The 20485-nt window shown below is 34.1% G+C and carries 21 protein-coding genes; 9 read left to right on the top strand and 12 right to left on the bottom strand.

Translation table 11 applies throughout. The features are described 5' to 3' along the window. The first annotated feature begins 187 nt into the window (after positions 1–187). The 5 genes from carA to A8143_RS16895 all read left to right on the top strand — a co-directional run bounded on the left by carA (position 188) and on the right by A8143_RS16895 (position 5200). Positions 188–1276 carry a glutamine-hydrolyzing carbamoyl-phosphate synthase small subunit gene (carA, locus tag A8143_RS11985; RefSeq protein WP_066759048.1) on the top strand — a complete coding sequence of 363 codons (1089 nt, stop codon included), beginning with the start codon at positions 188–190 and terminating at the stop codon, positions 1274–1276. A gap of 39 nt (positions 1277–1315) precedes the next feature. After that, positions 1316–2593 (top strand): phosphopyruvate hydratase, encoded by a 1278-nt coding sequence (gene eno, locus A8143_RS11980; protein ID WP_066759043.1) that lies wholly within the window; start codon positions 1316–1318, stop codon positions 2591–2593. Between the two features lie 161 nt (positions 2594–2754). Continuing rightward, positions 2755–2970, top strand: a complete 216-nt coding sequence (locus A8143_RS11975; RefSeq protein WP_066759041.1) for a FeoA family protein — start codon at positions 2755–2757, stop codon at positions 2968–2970. Beyond that, positions 2967–5045: a ferrous iron transport protein B gene (gene feoB, locus A8143_RS11970; RefSeq protein ID WP_066759039.1), complete on the top strand. Its 2079-nt coding sequence runs from the start codon at positions 2967–2969 to the stop codon at positions 5043–5045. The genes A8143_RS11975 and feoB overlap by 4 nt, the downstream gene beginning before the upstream one ends. Positions 5046–5056: 11 nt before the next feature. Continuing rightward, a complete protein-coding gene (locus tag A8143_RS16895) occupies positions 5057–5200 on the top strand; it encodes a FeoB-associated Cys-rich membrane protein (protein WP_139134344.1) in 144 nt (47 codons plus the stop codon). Between the two features lie 3 nt (positions 5201–5203). Here the strand turns inward: A8143_RS16895 and crcB are convergent, their stop codons facing one another. Both crcB and A8143_RS11960 read right to left on the bottom strand, forming a co-directional pair. Further along, positions 5204–5575 (bottom strand): fluoride efflux transporter CrcB, encoded by a 372-nt coding sequence (gene crcB, locus A8143_RS11965; protein ID WP_066759037.1) that lies wholly within the window; start codon positions 5573–5575, stop codon positions 5204–5206. Then, entirely contained in the window at positions 5568–6161 is a 594-nt protein-coding gene (locus A8143_RS11960) for a phosphatase PAP2 family protein (protein WP_066759035.1), read from the bottom strand. The genes crcB and A8143_RS11960 overlap by 8 nt, the downstream gene beginning before the upstream one ends. Before the next feature lie 110 nt (positions 6162–6271). Between A8143_RS11960 and A8143_RS11955 the strand changes: the two genes are divergently transcribed. Both A8143_RS11955 and A8143_RS11950 read left to right on the top strand, forming a co-directional pair. Beyond that, complete coding sequence (locus A8143_RS11955) at positions 6272–7192, top strand: T9SS type A sorting domain-containing protein (RefSeq protein ID WP_066759033.1); 921 nt, start codon at positions 6272–6274, stop codon at positions 7190–7192. Positions 7193–7254: 62 nt separating this feature from the next. Continuing rightward, a complete protein-coding gene (locus A8143_RS11950) occupies positions 7255–7968 on the top strand; it encodes an alpha/beta hydrolase (RefSeq protein ID WP_066759031.1) in 714 nt (237 codons plus the stop codon). A gap of 4 nt (positions 7969–7972) precedes the next feature. Here the strand turns inward: A8143_RS11950 and A8143_RS11945 are convergent, their stop codons facing one another. Further along, positions 7973–9094, bottom strand: a complete 1122-nt coding sequence (locus A8143_RS11945) for a DEAD/DEAH box helicase (protein WP_066759026.1) — start codon at positions 9092–9094, stop codon at positions 7973–7975. A gap of 195 nt (positions 9095–9289) precedes the next feature. Here A8143_RS11945 and A8143_RS11940 point away from each other — a divergent pair, with 195 nt between their 5' ends. Together A8143_RS11940 and A8143_RS11935 are read left to right on the top strand one after the other, a co-directional pair. After that, positions 9290–9517, top strand: coding sequence for a YwbE family protein (locus A8143_RS11940; RefSeq protein ID WP_245676506.1), 228 nt, complete (start codon positions 9290–9292; stop codon positions 9515–9517). A gap of 31 nt (positions 9518–9548) precedes the next feature. Continuing rightward, positions 9549–10280: a hypothetical protein gene (locus A8143_RS11935; protein ID WP_066759025.1), complete on the top strand. Its 732-nt coding sequence runs from the start codon at positions 9549–9551 to the stop codon at positions 10278–10280. Positions 10281–10283: 3 nt separating this feature from the next. Here the strand turns inward: A8143_RS11935 and A8143_RS11930 are convergent, their stop codons facing one another. The 9 genes from A8143_RS11930 to A8143_RS11890 all read right to left on the bottom strand — a co-directional run bounded on the left by A8143_RS11930 (position 10284) and on the right by A8143_RS11890 (position 20475). Beyond that, on the bottom strand, positions 10284–10943 hold the full coding sequence (locus A8143_RS11930; protein WP_066759024.1) for a class I SAM-dependent methyltransferase: 660 nt from the start codon (positions 10941–10943) through the stop codon (positions 10284–10286). A 13-nt stretch (positions 10944–10956) separates the two neighbouring features. Further along, a complete protein-coding gene (locus A8143_RS11925; RefSeq protein WP_066759023.1) occupies positions 10957–11667 on the bottom strand; it encodes a heavy-metal-associated domain-containing protein in 711 nt (236 codons plus the stop codon). 73 nt (positions 11668–11740) lie between these two features. Continuing rightward, complete coding sequence (locus A8143_RS11920; protein WP_066759022.1) at positions 11741–12301, bottom strand: helix-turn-helix domain-containing protein; 561 nt, start codon at positions 12299–12301, stop codon at positions 11741–11743. 127 nt (positions 12302–12428) lie between these two features. Beyond that, on the bottom strand, positions 12429–12908 hold the full coding sequence (locus A8143_RS11915; RefSeq protein WP_066759021.1) for a hypothetical protein: 480 nt from the start codon (positions 12906–12908) through the stop codon (positions 12429–12431). After that, positions 12895–13995 (bottom strand): glycosyltransferase family 4 protein, encoded by a 1101-nt coding sequence (locus A8143_RS11910; protein ID WP_066759019.1) that lies wholly within the window; start codon positions 13993–13995, stop codon positions 12895–12897. Before A8143_RS11910 ends, A8143_RS11915 begins: the two co-directional genes overlap by 14 nt. A 2-nt stretch (positions 13996–13997) precedes the next feature. Further along, a complete protein-coding gene (locus tag A8143_RS11905) occupies positions 13998–15218 on the bottom strand; it encodes a DUF1972 domain-containing protein (RefSeq protein ID WP_066759017.1) in 1221 nt (406 codons plus the stop codon). A 96-nt stretch (positions 15219–15314) separates the two neighbouring features. Then, positions 15315–16457 (bottom strand): glycosyltransferase family 4 protein, encoded by a 1143-nt coding sequence (locus A8143_RS11900; RefSeq protein ID WP_066759015.1) that lies wholly within the window; start codon positions 16455–16457, stop codon positions 15315–15317. Continuing rightward, on the bottom strand, positions 16454–17746 hold the full coding sequence (locus A8143_RS11895) for a glycosyltransferase family 4 protein (RefSeq protein ID WP_066759009.1): 1293 nt from the start codon (positions 17744–17746) through the stop codon (positions 16454–16456). The genes A8143_RS11900 and A8143_RS11895 overlap by 4 nt, the downstream gene beginning before the upstream one ends. Further along, positions 17743–20475 (bottom strand): phosphotransferase, encoded by a 2733-nt coding sequence (locus A8143_RS11890; RefSeq protein WP_066759007.1) that lies wholly within the window; start codon positions 20473–20475, stop codon positions 17743–17745. The genes A8143_RS11895 and A8143_RS11890 overlap by 4 nt, the downstream gene beginning before the upstream one ends. Positions 20476–20485: the final 10 nt, after the last annotated feature.

Genomic DNA, 20485 nt, shown 5'->3' with positions numbered 1-20485 from the left:
CTTTTTTTCGTTTTTGCTGTTGTATAAAATGGTAATAAGTGATTATTAACAAGAATTGGAAAGACTTTTTAGGAATCTTATTAAGAAATTTTGCACATTCCTAGTTTGATCTTTTTATATATCTTAAATTTGCATTCCAATAACCAGATTTCGCATTCGAGTTTGAAATCGAATTAAAAAATAAAAAATGGAGCAACATCCAGCAGTAATTTTATTAGAAGATGGAACGGTTTTTCATGGCCGTGGAATTGGAAAAATTGGAACAACAACCGGAGAAATTGCCTTTAACACGGGAATGACAGGTTATCAAGAGGTTTTCACTGACCCTTCTTATTTAAAGCAAATTTTAATAATGACAACGGCACATATAGGAAATTATGGTGTGCACGAGGAAGAAGTTGAATCGGACTCAATTAAAATTTCAGGTTTAGTGACGAAAAAATTCTCTTCGATGTATTCAAGAGTTTCCGGTACTGATTCACTCCAAAATTTTATGGAGAATGATGGCGTGGTTGGAATTGCAGATGTTGATACTAGAGCCTTAGTGCGTCATGTGCGTAACAAAGGAGCTATGAATGCCATTATTTCAAGTGAAGATTTAAATATTGATAGCCTAAAAGCCAAATTAGCAAAAGTACCTTCTATGGAAGGGTTGGAATTGTCATCTGAGGTAAGTACTAAAACACCTTATATCGTTGGAGATGACAACGCAGCAAAAAAAGTTTCGCTTTTGGATTTGGGTGTGAAAAAGAATATCGTAAGATGTTTAGTTGAAAGAGGATGTCAAGTAAAAGTGTTTCCCTCTACTGCTACTTTGGAAGATTTAAAATCGTTTAACCCTGATGGAATTATGTTGTCAAATGGACCAGGTGATCCAGCAGCAATGCCAAACGTTAGAGAAAATATCAAAGAAATGGTTGAAAGTGATTTACCAATTTTTGGAATTTGTCTCGGTCATCAGTTGTTGGCGTTAAGTCAAGGCTTAACAACGGAAAAGATGCATAATGGTCATCGAGGAATTAACCATCCAATTAAAAACTTGATTACGGGTAAAGGTGAGGTTACTTCACAAAATCACGGTTTCGTGGTTTCAAAAGAGTCTGTAGAAAAAAGTGAAAATGTTGAGCTAACACATATTCATTTAAATGATGAGTCGGTTGCAGGTATTCGCTTAAAAGGGAAAAAAGTGTTTTCTGTTCAATATCATCCCGAAGCTTCTGCTGGTCCACACGACTCTAGATATTTATTCGACCAATTTGTGAAAAATATGAATTAATTCGCCTTTAAGGATTGGGCAAACTAAAATAAACTGACTATGACTTATATCGCAAAAGTAATTGCAAGACAAATTTTAGATTCAAGAGGAAACCCAACCGTAGAGGTTGATGTTTATTCTTCGAATGGTGTTATGGGAAGAGCTGCTGTTCCTTCAGGTGCATCAACAGGAATTCATGAGGCAGTAGAGTTGAGAGATGGTGATGAAGGCTTTTACCTTGGTAAAGGGGTGATGAAAGCTGTAAATAATGTAAACACAGTGTTAAACGAGGCGCTTGAAGGGCAATATTTATTTGATCAAGCTGCACTTGATAATTATATGCGTTCAATTGATGGGACTGTGAATAAGAGCAAGTTGGGTGCGAATGCTATTTTGGGTGTTTCGATGGCCATTGCAAAGGCAGCGGCTCAAGAAACAGGAATGCCTTTATACCGATATATTGGTGGTGTTGGAGCCAACACATTGCCTGTTCCGATGATGAACATATTAAATGGTGGATCTCATGCGGATAATAAAATCGATATCCAGGAATTTATGGTGATGCCATTTGGTGCAAAATCATTTAGTCAAGGACTACAGATTGGAACTGAAATATTTCACACATTAAAGGCCGTTTTAAAAGATAAAGGACATAGCACAAATGTTGGAGACGAAGGCGGTTTTGCACCGAATTTAGGTTCGAACGAAGAAGCAATTGAAGTTGTATTAGAGGCAATTTCTAAAGCGGGATATCGCCCGGGTGAGGATGTGTATATAGCCTTAGATGCCGCATCTTCTGAATTTTACAAAGATGGTCAATACAAGTTTGATTCGACTGGAGACGTGAGGACTTCAGGAGAAATGGTTGACTTCTGGAAAGAATGGACCAGTAAATACCCAATTGTGTCAATCGAAGATGGTTTGGCAGAAGACGATTGGGATGGCTGGAAAGCACTGACGGATGCGATTGGCGATAAAGTCCAAATAGTGGGCGATGATTTATTTGTAACCAATACACAGCGATTGGGACAAGGAATTCAAAATGGAATTGCCAATTCAATTTTGGTTAAAGTAAATCAAATTGGAACTTTATCAGAAACTATTGATGCCGTTAATTTAGCAACAAAAAACAGCTATACATCTGTAATGAGTCACCGAAGTGGAGAAACAGCAGATAGTACTATTGCGGATTTGGCTGTGGCTTTAAATACAGGACAAATTAAAACAGGTTCAGCCTCACGATCTGACCGGATTGCTAAATACAATCAGCTATTAAGAATTGAGGAAGAACTAGGAGCCATGGCTTATTATCCAGGTAAAAATTTCAAATTCTTATAGCAAAACTTTTGCTTAAAATTTATTAGATCCCGTTAAGTAATTATTAACGGGATTTTTTTATACCCTTTTTATGGTATTCACCATCAAGTTTAACAAAACATAATTGGTAACGCTAAATTAACATCAGGGAATTATTTATATTTGTTCTAAATAAAAAGTGAATGCGTTTAAGTGATTTAAAGAGTAATGAATTTGGTGTAATCAAAGAAGTTTTGGAACATCATTTATCAGCTAAATTAATTGAATTCGGAGTGATTCCTGGAGCGCAATTCGCTATCTTAAATAAAGCGCCGTTTAAAGGACCGATTTTTATTGAAATCGATAATAATCGAATCGCCTTAAGGAGAAAAGAAGCGGCTTTTATCATTGTAGAATGATTAAACAAGAACCCTTGAAAATAGCATTAGTTGGAAATCCCAACTTAGGTAAGACTACCCTTTTTAATAAACTTTGTGGCTTAAAACAACATACTGGGAATTATCCGGGTGTTACGGTCGACAAAAAAAAGGGAGAGTTTATTCGATCGAATAAAAAATATGTTGTAACTGATTTACCGGGTATTAATTCGCTTTATCCTACGTCTAAAGATGAAGAGTTGGTGGTGAAATACCTTATGAATCAACAATCAAATGATTTTCCGGATAAGATAGTCTTAATGCTTTCCGCTCTTAACTTAAAACGAAATTTATATCTCTATGAGCAAATAAGGGATTTAAATATTCCTATGGTTGTTGCTGTTAATATGGTGGATGTTGGCGCCAAAAGAGGGGTGTTTGTTGATATCGAACAATTGAAAGCAAAATTAGATGTTCCAGTTGTTCAAATTAGTGCTAAATCGGGAGAGGGTTTCGATGAGTTGTTTTCTTATCTCAATCAACCCTTGAAAATAAGCGAACGTCCTCAATTGTATATTCAACAGGAAGATCAAGAGTACTTAAAAAAGTTCGCTGATGTTAGAGCGGAAAAAAATTTATACATTAATTTTTTACGATTAACAGATGTTTCATTAGAAGCTGATAAGTCTCATAAAGATGCATTTATAGAAGGAAATAATCTCAATGTTCGGTCGTGGAAGAAAAATGCATCCATTTTACGCTATAAACACATTAAATCATATTTGAATGATGTTTTAACGATTGATAAAGCTAAAGCAACCGATTTTACATCACGTATTGATCGTATTTTATTACATCCTGTTTTTGGATATTTAATTTTCTTAGCAATTATCTTTTTAATTTTTCAATCTATTTTTTGGATAGCAGACTATCCAATGGGATGGATTGAAAGCCTATTTGAACAAATTCAAGTTTCGCTTACAGCGTTACTACCTGAAGGTTATTTGTCAAGATTGGTAACCGAAGGTTTGGTTCCCGGTATTGGAGGTGTGGTCATTTTTATACCACAAATATCAATTTTGTTTTTCTTTTTCTCGATCCTAGAAGAAAGTGGTTATATGTCAAGAATTGTATACCTCACTGATCGACTGATGCAGGGATTTGGAATGAGTGGAAAAAGTATTGTCCCATTAATATCCGGAATGGCTTGTGCTATTCCTGCTATAATGTCCGCACGTACCATTGAAAATAGTCGGGAACGTTTAATTACAATACTTGTTACACCACTGTTAACCTGTTCGGCCCGAATACCAGTTTATGTTTTACTGATTGCGCTAATCGTTCCGGATAAGGATATTGGCATATTTAATCAACAGGGACTAGCCTTAATGGCGATGTATTTATTGGGTGTTTTAATGACATTTATTGTCGCATTCATTCTAAAAAATATCATGAAGCCTACTTATAAAAGCTACCTTTTAATGGAGATGCCTGAATATTTAACTCCTGGTATTAAAAATGTACTCATAAGTATGTGGACCAATGTTAAATCATTTATTTGGAATGCTGGTAAGATTATAGTTGCAACAACAATTGTTTTATTTGTGTTAGTTACAAATGGAGGAGAAGATTTTAAAAATGCTGAATCTATAGTTACTGAAAATTACCCGGAACTGTCAGAGGAAGAGCTTGAAAATAAAATTGCGTCATACGAGCAAGAAAATTCTTATTTAGGAACAATTGGCAAAGCAATTGAACCAGCTATTGCACCTTTAGGATACGATTGGAAGATTGGGATCGCACTTATTTCTTCTTTGGCAGCACGTGAAGTTTTTGTTGGAACGATATCAGTTATTTATTCAGTAGGATCCGAAGAAATTTTACCAATTAGAGATCGTTTGAAAGCAGAAATTAATCCAAAAACAGGTTTACCGGCATTTAGTTTTGCAACTTGTATTTCACTGTTATTGTTCTATGCTTTTTCTTTACAATGTATGAGCACAGTAGCAGTGACTTATAAAGAAACCAAATCGTTAAAATGGACCTTGCTTCAATTTGGTTATATGACGTTATTAGCTTATTTTATGGCATTAATAGCCTTTCAGTTATTAAAATAGAATTTTAGCATATGACGCAAGAAATAATTGTTTATTTGCTTTTTTTCGGTGCAACAACCTTCTTAGGATTGCGAATGTATAAGAAGTATTTCAAAAAGAAATTAGTTGGTAATTCTGAAAAGTCTTGTGGAAGTGATGATTGTGGTTGTGGCTAGATTTTACCTTAACATCAGCCATAAAACACTTATTCCTAAACCGATACTAACAGCAATATTTAGTAGTGCAATCCAATAAAACCCTTCCTGAAACAATTTGAAAGTCTCAATACTAAACGTAGAGAAAGTAGAAAAACCCCCACAGAAACCAATAACCACAAGGTATTTTAACCAATCATTTTCTAAAAGTCTTTCTTTGAAAAAATAGAGTGTTAATCCCAAGATAAAACATGCTAATGTGTTGGCAATGAATGTGCCTACGGGAAATTTTGAATGTTCAAATAAGTTGAGTGCTAATTTCCCAACTCCATGACGACTTACACTTCCAAGCCCTCCACCTAAAAACACGAATAGAAACGCCGTTAAATCACTCATTATTTTTCCATTTAAAAAGGTTGACTCTTAGTGAGATCCAGTATAAGAAAGCTCCGATACTTCCTCCTAAAATCATACCTCCAATGATATCAGCAGGATAATGAACCCCTAAATAAATACGTGTGTAGGATACAAGAAGCATCCAAATAAAAATGAATACCCAGTACTTTGAGAATTGACGTAAATGTAAAAATGTAAAAACTGCCAAGGAAGCAGTGTTGGTAGCATGAGAAGAAACGAAACTAAATAATCCTCCTCTATATTCTTCACCATTAGGTTTAATAACGGTTTGTACTAATTCTCCAATCTCACCATTGTGTGTGGGACGGTACCTTTGGAAAACCTCTTTAAACAATTCCACTGAAATTCGGTCAGATAGAAGTATGCAAAATCCAAGTCCTAATAGAATCATTAACATAAAAGGCCAGCCTTTTTTTTTGTAAGAATAGAATAGAATATAGGCAAATACAGGAATCATTAAGCCTATCGAACTAAAATACCACATGACAGGGTCGAGCCAATCAGCACGTAAGCTGTTCAAGTATAAAAATAGGGATTGATCTATTCCTTCTAATTTCTCTAGCATAAAGGCGAATTTAAGAAATTTATGGGTTTATGGAATGAAAGAAAGTTAAGCATCTCTAAAATAAAATGAACCGGGAGAAGCATTAATTGTATGAATTAAAAACTTGAATTATGATTTCAATTCCATCGCCATGTAATGAAGATTTTAACAAAATGACGCCAACTGAAAGAGGAGCATTTTGTGCAAAATGTAAAATCGATACTTACGATTTTCGAAAAATGTCGAATGCAGCGGTCAATAAAATTCTTTTGAACAGTAAAGGAAAACACATTTGTGGTCAATTTAAAACGGCTCAGCTAAATCAGCTTAATCGTGAGTTTGTTCAATGGAAATCAAACCGTAAAAAAACATTTAGATCTAAGTTTTTATTTGCTTTAATTTTGGTTTTTGGAATAGGTTTATTCAGTTGTGCAAATGAGTCTGATCGTCAAATTATAGAAAGTTTTACCATTCAATTGGCAAAAGGGCCGAGTGAACGACCGCAATATATTAATTCGATTCATGACAGAGAAGAATTTGATCTTATTGATTTTGTAGACATTCCCGTTTTGGGAAAAACTGAATTAGCCGGAGAGGTGGAGTGCATAGCTGAAGAAAGTGAGTTGCTTGGAGACACAGTTATTCTGACAGAATCGTTAATTGGCCCATCAGAATTGGGAGGTGTACCACAGATGATCTTGTCAGGGGCTTTAGTAGTTGAGCAACCTACATATATGGCCTATTTGGAGGATACTTTGAAAGAGGAACCGAACACTGAAGAACCTATAATGGAAATTGATCTTAAAGTTTTTCCAAATCCTGTAGAAAGTATAACGAATGTAGTTTTTGAAATTGTGAATCGAGGGTATTATCAAGTTCAAGTTTATGATATGAATGGTCGCCAAATTCAAACTTTGTTCGAAGGGATGCTAGACAGTGGTGAGCATAATTTTGAACTTGATTTAAGCGAAAATGAATCAGGCTTATACCTGGTAAGGGTAATTTCATCGTATTCAGAGCAAACGATTAAAGTTCAAAAAGTTAATCAATAGGTCATAGAAAGGTTGAATTTTTAAATAAATAATTATTTTTGAAGTTCACCTACTTATTATTAATGAAGCGGTTATTTCTTTTTTGTATTCTGGCCGTAGGCTACAATGCTATTTCTCAAAATTTAAAAGTATCAGAAGAGATATTGGACGAATTAAAAACTGTTACACTCCACACAGAACTTGATACATTTACGTTACAAGTAAAATATCCTAAGGATTATAATCCTGAGAAATCGTACAATGTGTTTTTGGGATTATCTGGAGGAAATCAGTCGTTAAAAGTGGTCAATTATTGTTATGCTGCTTGGTTTAGATCTGGGTATTTTAACGATTATTTCACGATTATGCCAGTTGTTGATCGTGATACCATCAATTTTAAGAGTTTTACGAATGAGGAGGTAAAAGATCTTTTAAATGGTATTTCAAAAGAGTTTAATACAAAACCAAATTGGTTGATTGCAGGTACTTCGAATGGGGGGGAAGCCGCCTTAAATTTTGTTGAAGTTGATCCATATCGTTTTGCAGGTGTCATTGTAGCGCCTGGTAAATTAGGTGATAAAATCATTCCTACAGAGACTTGGCAGCATTTAAAAGTCATATTTGCCTACGGGGAAAAGGACGATAAAGAATGGTACGCGTCAGCTAAGGAAGATGTAAAAAGATTAAAAAAGAAAGTAAAAGAAGTTCATCTCATTAAAATGGAGGGGCAGGGTCATATCTTAACGATTGCTTATAACGCGGATAAACTATACGACCCATACTTTTTGAAAAAATAAAGTGTTATTTTACCCTACGTATCTGTTTAAAACTGATGTGTACTTTCTTTTCAATGGCTCTTATTTGTTTTAGTTCCTTTGAATTAATGAGGCTGATTGAAATACCTGATTTTCCACCTCTTCCTGTTCTTCCACTTCTGTGCGTATAATATTCGTCTGAGCTTGGTAGTTCATAATGTACAACAAAAGCGAGGTTATCAATATCAATTCCTCGTGCAGCAATGTCAGTAGCAACTAGAACTTTTAAATGGTTTTTGGTGAAATTTCTAAGTGCTTTTTCACGTTCTTTTTGAAGAAGGTCTCCATGAATGGTATCCGTTTTTATGTTTTTTGCGATTAACTGTTTGACGAGGGTCTGAGCCGTTTTCTTTGTTTTGCAAAAAATTATACCTCTTTCTTTACCCGTTGCGGATAAGAATTGTAGTAGCACAGAAAGTTTTTCGCGATCATCACACAATAAAAATTGATGTTCAACATGTTTGTTTACCCCACTTTTACCTTTTATATCAATTTTAATTGCTTCAGCCGATAAATGGTTATTTACAATTTGTAAAATACCATGTGGCATGGTCGCTGAAAACAACCACCGTCTTGCCAATGGTGAAACATAATTGAGAGCGATATCTATTTCAGATTTAAACCCCATGCTCAGCATCTCATCTGCCTCATCCAAAATTATTGTTCGAACATTACTCAGATCTAATATTTTTCGTTTAATCAAATCATTCAAACGGCCTGGTGTCGCAACTAAAATATGAGTAGTACGTTTTAAGTTTTTAATTTGGTCTTCAATTTTTCCTCCCCCATAAACACATTCAGTAAAAATTTTATCAGTGTATTTTGTGAATTTAAAGATTTGTTTGGCAATTTGTTGGCCTAATTCTCTCGTTGGACATAAGATTAAACCTTGAATTGTTTTAGAGTTTGGATTAATTTTTTCAATCAATGGTAATGCGTAGGCAGCTGTCTTCCCAGTTCCGGTTTGCGCTTTAGCGACTAAATCTACTTCTTGCTTTAATAATATTGGAATGGCCTGTGCTTGGATTTCACTTGGAGTAATAATACCCATCTCGTTGATGCCTTTAATTAGATCTTTTCGAATGCCAAGTGACTTAAAGTTTTCCATGATTTAGATTTTGTTCAAAAATAGTGAAATGCAAGAAAGATTGGATTATTTAGAATTGACTTCTCGTAATTTTCGGAATAAAGAGCACCATAACGAAATATTTTGTCCGTCCGTCGAAGGTTAAAACTACGTATTTATACTTATGTTAACTTTGAGAGAGAATTAAAAGCTATCCGATTTTATAAATAGTTTTGCATGAAAAATAAAAATGACGAAATGGAATTAGACGGAAGACTTTTAAATCATGTCAAAGTTGGGGCGTATGTAGAAGTGGTTAAAAAGGCTGACCAAGCTACAGGAACTCTAACAGATGGTGTTGTAAAAAGGATTTTAACGAATTCAAGAAAACACCCTCATGGAATAAAAGTAATGCTTGATACTGGAGAGGTTGGAAGGGTTAAAATTATTCATGACGAAAATTGAAAAAACAGCCATTTAATGAAAATCGCAAGGAATGAAAACTTTATTGAGTCTCCTATTTTTGATTCACTGCGGAATAGGTTTTTCACAGGATCAAGACCCCTATTTGTGGGTGAATCAGATTTATAATCCAAATCTGCTTGCTGAGCATAGCATGTTTGAATATCAAAACTTAAATGGAAATGTAGAATCGGTTAAAGTAAAACTTGATTTTATTGGGAATAGTCAATTTTCAGAGTATCGCTATGAGTATTATACTTTCGATCAAGCAGGTTTATTTAAAAAAATAGAGGTAATTGAGCCAGATGGCTCAGGTTTAATTCGACAATTTTATCATAAGGCAGAATCGACCTATGACCACGAAGATATTATTTACTTTTTGGAAGGAAATGCAATGGTAGATACTATACGTGGTAGAACAATGACGACTACAATTTTACAAAACGAACCAGATTCAGTCGGTTACAGCTCATTGGGCGAGGTTGTTTATGCGTCTTTTGATGAACAAAAAGTATACAGCAAATACGATCGGAAAGGTCGTAAAATTAGAGATTATGTAACCGGAACTGCGAAGGAGGAATCTCACTTAATTACATATCATTATAAACGTAATCGTGTCGTTAAGCGTGTTAAATTTATGGACCATCGAATTCGAATTAAAACGACTTACTGGTTGGATGTAAAAGGGAATTGGTACAAAGCTGAATTATCTCATTCATCTCGTCCTACAAAAGCTATTGTGGAGCGCGAAATAGTATATTTTTAGTCTTTATTTGGAAAGGATTAAGACATGAAATTTACGATCTATTTCTTCTCCAGCATTTGATTTTACTTTTTCGTTATAAGTGTTTATGCGATAACTCTCAAAATGAGAATCATCGCATAAACGCTTAATTTTTTGCTCAGGGTATAATGTAAATCCATGTGCGGTAAAAGGAAGGTTTTTCATTGTGTCGGCATTTACATATCCTATTGCACATTGACCACCTGGTTTAAGAACTCTATATATTTCATTCAACAATTCGATTGGTTTTTCCCAAAAGTAAATTGTGTTCACGGTAACAACTTTATCAAAATTATTATTTGAAACCGGAATGATTTTTCCGTCATATAATTCAAATCGAGCTTTACCTTCATTAATTTCTTTTGCATTTGATTCTTTTGCAAGTTCATGCATGCTCTTAGAAATTTCAATTCCTTGATAGGTTGTAATATTATAGATCTTGATTAATTCAGAGAGGTGTTTCCCACTTCCATGGCCAATTTCTAATAAAGCATCATTGCGTTTAGGTTCCAAAATCTCATAACAGGTTACTGTCATGTTCTGGTTGGTTTCATGCATTTTGTCAGCAACAATAAGGCCGTTATCTCCTTTTGGGTGCGACAATTGACTCGCAAGCTCTTTAAGTTCTTCCTGATTTAAATTCATGTGGTTAAATTACTTAAAACAACTGGAATAGCATAACACCGCTCATTACAATCATTAAACCATCTTCAATAATTGTAATGTTACTCATTGGTAAATCAAAAACGGCTCCTAAACACGCACATTGAATCTTTTTTTTGTTCGCAACGGTCTCAATTGCGCCAATAATACTAATAGACATCACAATAAATGTAATGAGATGGATATAAAATGGCCATAAGTTTAACAAGAATGCAATTCCTAATCCTAGTTCTGTAAATGCATAGATATAGCCCCATGCTTTAAATCGTTTTGCCACCACATCATACATTTGATAGCTCATTGCGAAGTCTTTTAAATTGAGCATTTTAAAGAATGAGAAGGTAATAAAAAAACCAGCCATGAAATGCCGCATCCAGTCGGCTAAATTAAAGTCTCCACTGCTGAATTGAAGTAAAAATGTTATACCCGTGATATAGAAGAATATCATAAGGACTGGTTTATAGGTTTGAAACCAGGTTTTTTTCGCCTCACTTTGGTCTATGAATCTGTTAGTAATCGTGTATTTTTCGGGTAAAACTGATTTAAACTGGTTAAGAGGGATATGGTTTTCCATTGTAATGGTAACCAAGTTTTCATCTTTTTTTGCATTAACTTTTACAACACCTTCGACTGATGTTAAGGCGTTTTCAACTTTTGATTCGCAACTTCCACAGGTCATGCCTGTTACTGTATATTGATGTGTCATTGTTTTTTATTAACAAAGATACATGCTAATCAAATCGACTTACTTACATAATTATGGATAAAAATTGTAAGATTTAAAGGTGTTCAATTTTTTGACGCTGATCAATTGGTAGCTTTCGAAATTGCGAAGGCGTGAAACCTGTTATTTTTTTAAATTGATTAGTAAGGTAAGCATTGCTGCTATAGCCTAATTGATCTGCAATTTCTTCTAGGTTTAGTTCTTGGTATGTTAAAAGTTCTTTTACGCGTTCAACTTTTTGTAAGATATAATACTTTTCAATTGTTATGCCTTCAGAATTTGAAAAAAGTTTACTTAAATAACTATATTCCTGTCCTAATTTTTGCGCAATGTGAGTTGATAAATTCACTTTCAAATTGGTCTTATTGTAATGAACCAATTCTATGATTTTTGTTTTTATTTCATTGATAAGTTTAGAATCTTTGTTCTCAATTATTTCAAAACCTATGGCCGTTAATTTTTCATTGATGGAATCAATTTGTTGCTGGGTAATAGAATGCTTGGTAACAACTCTGCCAAGTTGAATGGATTTTATTTCAACATCTGCTTGCTGAAGTATATTTTTTACGGCCATAATACATCGGTCGCATACCATATTTTTTATTTGTAATTCCATTACTTGACAAAATTACAGAATTTAAAAGTATAAAGTGGTATCCAATATTGAATTGTCTAACAACTAAAAATCCCCTCCGGGTTGCGAATAGAGGGGATTTATTACTGCTGGAATAATCAATTTGAGGTTATTGAATACTTAAAGCAGTGAAGAAGATAGCTGCGGTGATGACCAGTAGAATTATATATTGTTTATCATCTGATTTAATGTGCTTTTTCAATGCATCAATTTTGGTGAGAGAAGTATTGACATTTATTATTGGATGGATACTCTCTGCAAGTTCAGCGAAGAAGTTTTTGCTTTGTATTCGAATTAAATCACAGGCTCCGGCATCAACAATTTTTAATGCGTTGGATATTGAGTTTTCCCAAGAAAGTGCAATCCAATTAAATTTTTTTGGATTCGTACGTTCAAGGAATTTTTTAACGGAATTTTGATCTGTTTCTGAGATTAAAAGAGATTCATCATTCAATTCATTTAGATCTAATTCGCTTATTGATGCGTAATCAGCCACAGCAACACTAAATTTATCTTCGATAAACTCTTTTGTAAATTGGCGCAAATAATTGTCCTCTACTACTAATAAAATTGGGTTATGCGTTTTCATTTTTTATACGTTTTTTTAATAGGTGATTGCTGAGTAGGGTCTTGTTAAGTTTTTCTTGTTGCGAATGCATTTTTTGATGTCTCCGAATTTGCATTTTCCGAATTGCTATTGTTATTGCAGCGATTGTTAATGAAGTTGACATCATCAAACTCTTAAGTAATGACATTTCCCAATGATAGGTGAGAAGACTAAAACTTAAGATGATTATTCCGATTGTTGAAAAGGTGAAACTTATCTTTTTCGCATTGAGTCCCGCAATAGAGAGAATGTGATGTAAGTGAGTCCTATCAGCTTTAAATGGACTTGTCTTGTTAATGATTCTCCACATCATCACGCGAAAAGTGTCCATTGCAGGAAGTAGTAGCAGAGGGACAAGCGCGTAATTAATAGTTGGATAACTGGTTCCGCTTTCGTTTACCAAGCGCAAGGTGATATAAGCAAGCGAAAAGCCCATGGTAAGGGAACCAGTATCTCCCATAAATACTTTTGCTGGTTCAAAATTGAAATATAGAAATACTAATAAACTACCCAAGAGTAAGGTCGCCATTACAGCCAATTCTGAACTTCCAACAAAAAGTGAGGCTCCAATACTTACAATAAAAAATGTACTTCCGTATAATCCAGCAAGTCCATCTGAACCGTCAATTAAATTAACGGAATTTATAATTCCAACCATGAATACCACTGATAACACGTCGTTTAATGCAGAACTTTGTTGCGTGATTTCAGCAATAAATTCGTAGGGGCCATTTAAATAAATGATTAGCGTAGAAAAAGCGATTTGCAAACCAAATTTAAAAATTGCAGAAAGATTTTTTAAATCATCAACTAATCCTAAAATTGAAAATCCTAAGAAGACCAGTAGAACGATTAGATTTGTTGGATTTGGGTTGGTGATGTAAAATGCAAGCATAGGAATAATGAAAATAATTCCCCCTGCAGTAGGCGTAGGAATTTTGTGCTGCTTTCTTCCTTCAGGGTTGTCTAGTAATCCTTTTTTATGAAAGAAGATGATATGCTGTTTTAAAGCAAAAAATGACAGTAAAATCACAACGGGAAACGTAAAGTAAAAAGTCAGGTTATCCATAGCTAATCGTTGAGGTGGTTGAAATTGTAATTTTGTCTTAGTAAATGGGGATACTTAGCAGTAATCCATTTTTCATCCGCAAGATTTTTCTCATAATTTTTGTAGTTAGCTTTAAACCCTGCGATTTGTGTGAGGTACACCAATGAGCGGTATCGATTCGCAATTTTTTTCCAGGTATACTCTTGTTGTGCAATTTTGTATAATTCTTCAGCGGTTGTAGTGAGTTCTTTTCTTGTCAGTTGATTTACTTTTTGAATTAATTCTTGCTCATTTTTAAAGAAAATGGCTTTATTGTGAGTTGTAGCCCTGTTAAACGATACATCAAAGGACAGAATCGGTAATTTTAAAAACATGGCTTCTACTAAAGAAGGATTCGTTCCTCCCGCACTGTGGCCATGTATATAATATGTACAATTTCCTCGAAGCACGTTGAGTTGAGTTTGATCATAAATTGGATCAAGAAGATGCATATGCATGAATTTATTGTAGGTTGCTTGAAGTTCTGTCCCATAATCGGAAGACTTCCAGTTGCCGACAATAACAAGTTGCTGATTTGGTAATTGTGTGTATGCTTTTAGTATCAGGTCGATATTATTCTCGGGTTCAATACGTGCAACTTTGAAGGCGTAGGGTAATTTTAAGAATGGATATTTATTAAAGTCTGAAGCTTGAATTTTTGTGTTTATACAATGATCGGCTCCGTATGCAATCATATGGCTTATTGATCCATATTTGATTGCTGTATATCTTTTGATGGATAAATTGTCGGTAATATCTGCGTGTGAATAACGGACGGCAAGTCGTTCTGAGATTTGAAGGAATTTTTTAACGGGTTTTGACCATTTATCTCGTCTCCATTCCAAACCGTCTATGTTCACAATAATTTTTGCTCGTGAAATGAGGCGGATAAAAGGAATAAATAAACCACCCGATACACCTAAAACAATTAAGGTATCAGCGTATCGGATGGCATGTAGCATTGATAGAAAATCATATAATATACTTGAAATGCCATTGGCAGAAAGTCTTAAATAATGTATTCTAGCACCTTTCCAATATTGAGGTCGTTCATTTTTAGGATAGATTTTTTTACTTGCATAAACGTGAACATCAAATTCATTATTCAATTTTTCAACTAAATTGTGTGCAAGCGTTTCAAAACCACCGTACTTAGCAGGTACTCCTGCTGTTCCAATTAATGCTATTTTTTTTTGTTTTGGCATGACCACTTGAGTTCCAAATTTGTGCCAAACCTCTTAAACACCCTATTTTTGGGAGTTTTTACTTTTATTTGTAAGTTGAAGTTGTCGCAATTTGAACTAATTCTTCCCGTTTTGGGAAAAAAGTTTAGCGATTAGTTTTCGCCATTTTAAATTAAAATGTTCAAGGGTAAAATTTTCTTCAAAACGATCTCTTGCGTTATATCCCAGGTCTTTAGCTTCGTAGCGATTTTGAATGCAAAATTCAATGGCATCAGCAAACTTTTGAGGGTCATCTGGTGGAATAATTAAACCGGATTCACCATTAATAACAGCTTCTTTGGCTCCACCAGTATCTGTCGTAATGATTGTTTTTCCAATTGACATTGCCTCTAAAACGGTTGTCGGAAAAGGATCTTTCATTTGCGAAGGAATTAGGCAAACATCAGCCGAAGAAATAAGTGGAGTTATGTTTTCAGTAAAACCGATAAGAGATATAAATTCTTCCAGTTCATATGATTTTATTTTTGCTTTTAAATCATAAAGTAAGTCATCTCGACCAGCAGCCGTTCCTCCTACGAGGTTGAAATGTGCTAATTCCAGGGTGTTAGGGTTAATTTTTTTGAGAGCTTCTATCAAATACCATTGCCCTTTTTCAGGTTTAATCCTACCAAATAAAAAAAACTCCACTTGCATATTAGGGAGTTGAATTTCTCGATCTATCGGATCAATACCATTTCTTAGTACAATAATTTTGTCTGCGTCTTTTGTGTAATTCAGCAGGTTCTGCTTTACTGCATCAGAAACACATACAACACGATCTGCATACTTTGAAGCCAGCTTGGCAGTTACTTTAGCGACAATTTTAGGGTGTTCAAGAATTTCGTGTACATGAACAATTACCTTGTATTTGTTTCGATTTAATAAGGGAAGACACAATGAGCATGCTAAAGTGTTGACATAAACGAGATCAAAGTTCTTATTTTTGTGTTCTGACTTAAAATAGGATTTAAATTTGCGGTAATATTTAAGTGCCGTCTTAATTCCGGTCAGTGAAAACATCGAACGTTGAATTACCGGCATGAAATCAACAATTTTCACGTCTGCATTTGGAAGATTTTTATGTATGAATTCAATCAACGGACCTTCTTTAGGTAGGTATATCGTAATATTACCTTCGCGCATCGCATTTGCAGCATTAACCATAATGCGATCAGCACCGTAAAGTTCGGTGCTAGGATGGAAGATGGCAATATTTTTCATGTAGTTCTTGTTCTTTTAATTAGTAGGGATTCGTGCTTTTTGAGAGAGGCAGCATCATAAGCCTCATTTATTACATTTGATTTGTAGGACCAATTGAATTTTTCTTTGGCGTATTCAACCCCGGCTCTAGACATCTCTTCTCTTTTACCAGGATTTTGATAAAGCTCATTTAAGGCATTTGCAAAATTGTGAACGGCTTCATAGTAGGTAGTAGGATCAATTTTAATAGCGTTAGAATTATCACATAATTCTCCAGGCCCCTCATTATTAAAGCATATAACAGGCACACCATACCCCAGTGCTTCAGGAACAACCATTCCAGCACCTTCATGTGAGCCAAAAATAAAAGCAGATGAATCATGGTAAATGGAAGGCATTTCTTTGTGATCGACCCATTTTATGATTTTGACAGCACTGCTTAATCCTTCAGTTTGAATAAGAGCTTTGATTAAATTTGTTTCTTCCCCTTTTCCAACTAATGTTAATTTGACTTTGCGTTGATCAGATTTTTCAAGTTGGTGATAAAAAGTAGCGAATGCTTTTATTGTTAAATCGAAACCTTTCATATAGGTAAACCGTCCCACAGAAAGTACGTTAAAATAATTGTTATGCAAAACGGGTGGACTAGCGACATTATTGGTGGCTACCGCGGGTAAAATAATGATTTTTTTAGGGTTAGCTCTCACTGAATCATTGATTTTTGAGTTAATAACAAAGATTCGTTTTGCCGTCCATTTCGATATATAATAGAAAGGATCAAGGTTCCTCATGAGAAACTTAACCGAATTGTATAACCGATCTTTCCAAAACGTTTTAGTACTGTAGAATCTTTTAATAAAAGGCTTAGGAACCTTACGGTGATGTCCAATAGGACCCCACATTACAGGTTTTCCAAATACCCATAAAAATTGAGGATGACTATCACTGTGAAAGTTCAAGGCGTGAGCAATATCGAATTGAATTTTATTCGCTCGAATGAAGAAAGGTATAAACATTTGCCATAAATAGTAATAAAGCACATAACCTCTTTCTCCAATTTTTTTCTTCCAAAACATAGCCCATTTTGGCAAGTCGTAATAATAGAAAGTCAGATTTTTTAGGGCAGCTAGATTTGGATTTTCACGGTAAAATCGGTCAATTTCTGGTTGATTATTTTTACGTGTGATAACGCTAATATTATTCCTTTTTGCTAATTCTAATGGAATATTCCAACCAGTTCCATCCTCCGAACCTTTATATGGATTAACAGCATAGGCTGTAATTAATATATGCCGATTATGTGTACTCATAGTATAATTTTTAATCGTTGCATAATATTGTTCACCGTTTCATCCAAATAATCATTTTTAATTTGGATGTATTCTGAATTTGATTGCTGAGCCTGTAGTTCATTAAACAATTGCGCATAATTGGTGTTCAATTGAATGATATCCTCCGCTTTTAACTCTTTTTTTCGTGATAAAATAACTTGAGGAGTATTGTACAAATAGAAATTGAATTTTGGTTTATGTACCAAGGCATAAAGTAGTTTAATGAATTTTCTGTTAAGTTGAATATTTGATCGTTTTGCGTCATTGATAAAATCGAAATAATATCGGTCATAAATAATGATTTTACCTCTTAAACGATACTTGAAGAACACGAATACCTGACCAAAAATATAATCCATATAATAGTAACCAAAACGCAATAAAGAACTTAAAAAACTTTTGTTTTTTCCCTGTCTCGGAAGCCTATTTGACGCCGCATTTTCGGCCTTTTCTTTAGTCCCATATTTGAGTGTGGAAATAATTGGTAAAATGCCCGGTCGATGTCTTAAAATGACAACTTCTTTTCGATAAGTTTTGGTTAACTCTGTTTGAATTTTAGTCAAAACAGTTGTCTTTCCTGCTCCGTCGACACCTGAAAATGTGATAACTTTTCCATAATCAGTCAACATTCTTTTAAGGGTGAAGCTTAAATACCTAAAACGTCTTATTAAAAGTCCAAAAGAACTGTTGGATTGCTTCACTTGTTTTTGGAGTAATGTTCGGTCAGATTCTTTCAACAGAAAATAGAAATCGAGCTGTGAATAATTTAAACCAGTTTTTGCATTTATTTTAGTGAGGAGTGTCTCTTTTTCTTCTTCAGAATTTAAGCGGTCGCGAAGATAATTTTTATACTTAGTTGGGATGTTTTGGCCATTTAAATTGTAAAAATAAATGAGGTACAGAAAATCAAAATATAAAGTTGGTCTGTTGACATTGTTTACTGGTTCGGCAGAGGCAATATAATCTTCAATCTTAATAAATTTCACTCCTTTCCGAGATAATTCATGAATGAGATCTATCGATAAGAAAGAACCATTTTTAAAAAATAATTTTATCGTATGCATATGTGCGTCCTGAAACACTTTTGTCATTTCAACATACGGATGTGTTTTACAGAATTTAATCACTAACTCGATATCCTTTTTTGCGATAATCAAGTCTAAATCGCTGGTTTCAGGAATTTCAGTAAATTGTTTATGTAAAAATTTAATCGCAGCATAGGATTTGGCTTGTAGTACCCCCTCTATTTGTTGTAGGAAAGCTCTTCGTTGATCCACTGTAGTTGTTTGAGGTAAAAAGTGGTCTAAAATGTTCATCCATAAAATACGTAACATCTCATGTTCGTGATGGACAATACGTTGTTTGTTAAAGAGTACAAGTTGCTCGCTAATTTTGTGTAATAAATAAATTTTTAAGTTTGTTTCAATGTTTACGCGATACTTATTTGTAATTGTAGTAAGAGGGGGACTAGCAAGCACTTTCTTAATTTTTTTTAAGGCGTGAAGACCGTCCGTATTTCGGTTGATAAATAATTCTTTGCTTAAAATAAAATGGAAAAGGTCATAGAACAAAGGACGTTCGTTTTCGGCCATTTCCCAATCAATAATTTGTGGTTTTTCTCCTAATATGATATTCCAAGGAGTAAAGTCGCCATGGGCAATAGAGGTGAAAAGGTATTGGTGCTTATCCAGGTTTTCATACACTAATTCAAGTTTTTTAATTAATGATAAATCAGTATCATTTCCGTTGTTTTTTAACCATTCTAAACGCTTGTTGATATCAAAAGCTGTTTTAGAAAGACTAAATTTTACGTGCTTTTGCTGCGCAAAATTGATTTGAATTAAACTTTCGATTAAAATGTTATCATTAATTTTTGAATTGGATGTTTTAAACAATGGGGAAGTGGCTAATGAGATTTCACTTTTTGTTTCCAAAATTGAAGGAACACTTAAATTTGTAAACTCAATTTGATTTACTTTTCTCAGTATATTTCTTTCTTTTTCAATTTGAATGTGGCTATTCTGTGATACTGCCAACTTTACAAAAGAAACGGGTTTGTTGTTTTCTACTAGTTGTATAACCGGTTTTCTGTAAACGCCAGGAACACCACAGAAAATTGAATAATTATCATAGCTAATTTCAGGTAAGTTATTCTCGAAATGCAGTTTGTTCCCCTGATTGTAAACCTTAAAAGAAGTACTGATTAAGTGTGACAAACGCATCCAATTTAATGCTTTAAAACCCGTTCGAATTACTTTTGCTCGAACACTGTCTGTGTTAAGAAAGTTAAGAATAGAATTGGACCGGTCTTCTGATTTTGTAATCCATTTAACATCTTTCGCTTTAGTAGAAAATACCTGAAAGCTATGAGCTTTAAATGATTGAATATTTTTAACAGAACCAAAGTCAAGAATGGCATCAAAATCATTCAACTTGAACTCTTTGAAAGTCGTTACCTCTTGCCCAAAATTTACAAAAACATTTTTTGCATTTTTCTTAAAATTTCCCTCTTCATCATAAATTACTTGACCTAAGGGATCAAAGATGATTAAATTGGTTTTTGTTCCCACCATAATTTTTGAAATTAAGGCGAGATCTGAAAATTTAATTTTTTGAGGACCGAACATAATTCTGTTTTTCAAACCATGCGTACAGAATTGTGCCAAAGATGTTAAAACGTTGTTTTTCAACGGTTTAAAATGTTTCATGCTTGCAGTT

The sequence above is a fragment of the Crocinitomix algicola genome (assembly GCF_001661595.2).
Taxonomy (GTDB): domain Bacteria; phylum Bacteroidota; class Bacteroidia; order Flavobacteriales_D; family Crocinitomicaceae; genus Crocinitomix; species Crocinitomix algicola.
Note: the sequence above shows the minus strand (reverse complement) of the source record. Positions and strands in the feature narration are given on the sequence as shown.

Bases quoted from the DNA above. Each gene is read 5' to 3' on its own strand.
- A8143_RS11940 (WP_245676506.1), top strand. From the start codon at position 9,290: ATGAAAAATAAAAATGACGAAATGGAATTAGACGGAAGACTTTTAAAT.
- eno (WP_066759043.1), top strand. From the start codon at position 1,316: ATGACTTATATCGCAAAAGTAATTGCAAGACAAATTTTAGATTCAAGA.
- A8143_RS11920 (WP_066759022.1), bottom strand. From the start codon at position 12,301: ATGGAATTACAAATAAAAAATATGGTATGCGACCGATGTATTATGGCC.
- A8143_RS11955 (WP_066759033.1), top strand. From the start codon at position 6,272: ATGATTTCAATTCCATCGCCATGTAATGAAGATTTTAACAAAATGACG.
- A8143_RS11895 (WP_066759009.1), bottom strand. From the start codon at position 17,746: ATGAGTACACATAATCGGCATATATTAATTACAGCCTATGCTGTTAAT.
- A8143_RS11930 (WP_066759024.1), bottom strand. From the start codon at position 10,943: ATGAATTTAAATCAGGAAGAACTTAAAGAGCTTGCGAGTCAATTGTCG.
- A8143_RS11945 (WP_066759026.1), bottom strand. From the start codon at position 9,094: ATGGAAAACTTTAAGTCACTTGGCATTCGAAAAGATCTAATTAAAGGC.
- A8143_RS11910 (WP_066759019.1), bottom strand. From the start codon at position 13,995: ATGGATAACCTGACTTTTTACTTTACGTTTCCCGTTGTGATTTTACTG.
- feoB (WP_066759039.1), top strand. From the start codon at position 2,967: ATGATTAAACAAGAACCCTTGAAAATAGCATTAGTTGGAAATCCCAAC.
- A8143_RS11915 (WP_066759021.1), bottom strand. From the start codon at position 12,908: ATGAAAACGCATAACCCAATTTTATTAGTAGTAGAGGACAATTATTTG.
- A8143_RS16895 (WP_139134344.1), top strand. From the start codon at position 5,057: ATGACGCAAGAAATAATTGTTTATTTGCTTTTTTTCGGTGCAACAACC.
- A8143_RS11925 (WP_066759023.1), bottom strand. From the start codon at position 11,667: ATGACACATCAATATACAGTAACAGGCATGACCTGTGGAAGTTGCGAA.
- A8143_RS11935 (WP_066759025.1), top strand. From the start codon at position 9,549: ATGAAAACTTTATTGAGTCTCCTATTTTTGATTCACTGCGGAATAGGT.
- A8143_RS11975 (WP_066759041.1), top strand. From the start codon at position 2,755: ATGCGTTTAAGTGATTTAAAGAGTAATGAATTTGGTGTAATCAAAGAA.
- A8143_RS11905 (WP_066759017.1), bottom strand. From the start codon at position 15,218: ATGCCAAAACAAAAAAAAATAGCATTAATTGGAACAGCAGGAGTACCT.
- A8143_RS11890 (WP_066759007.1), bottom strand. From the start codon at position 20,475: ATGAAACATTTTAAACCGTTGAAAAACAACGTTTTAACATCTTTGGCA.
- A8143_RS11900 (WP_066759015.1), bottom strand. From the start codon at position 16,457: ATGAAAAATATTGCCATCTTCCATCCTAGCACCGAACTTTACGGTGCT.
- A8143_RS11950 (WP_066759031.1), top strand. From the start codon at position 7,255: ATGAAGCGGTTATTTCTTTTTTGTATTCTGGCCGTAGGCTACAATGCT.
- carA (WP_066759048.1), top strand. From the start codon at position 188: ATGGAGCAACATCCAGCAGTAATTTTATTAGAAGATGGAACGGTTTTT.
- crcB (WP_066759037.1), bottom strand. From the start codon at position 5,575: ATGAGTGATTTAACGGCGTTTCTATTCGTGTTTTTAGGTGGAGGGCTT.
- A8143_RS11960 (WP_066759035.1), bottom strand. From the start codon at position 6,161: ATGCTAGAGAAATTAGAAGGAATAGATCAATCCCTATTTTTATACTTG.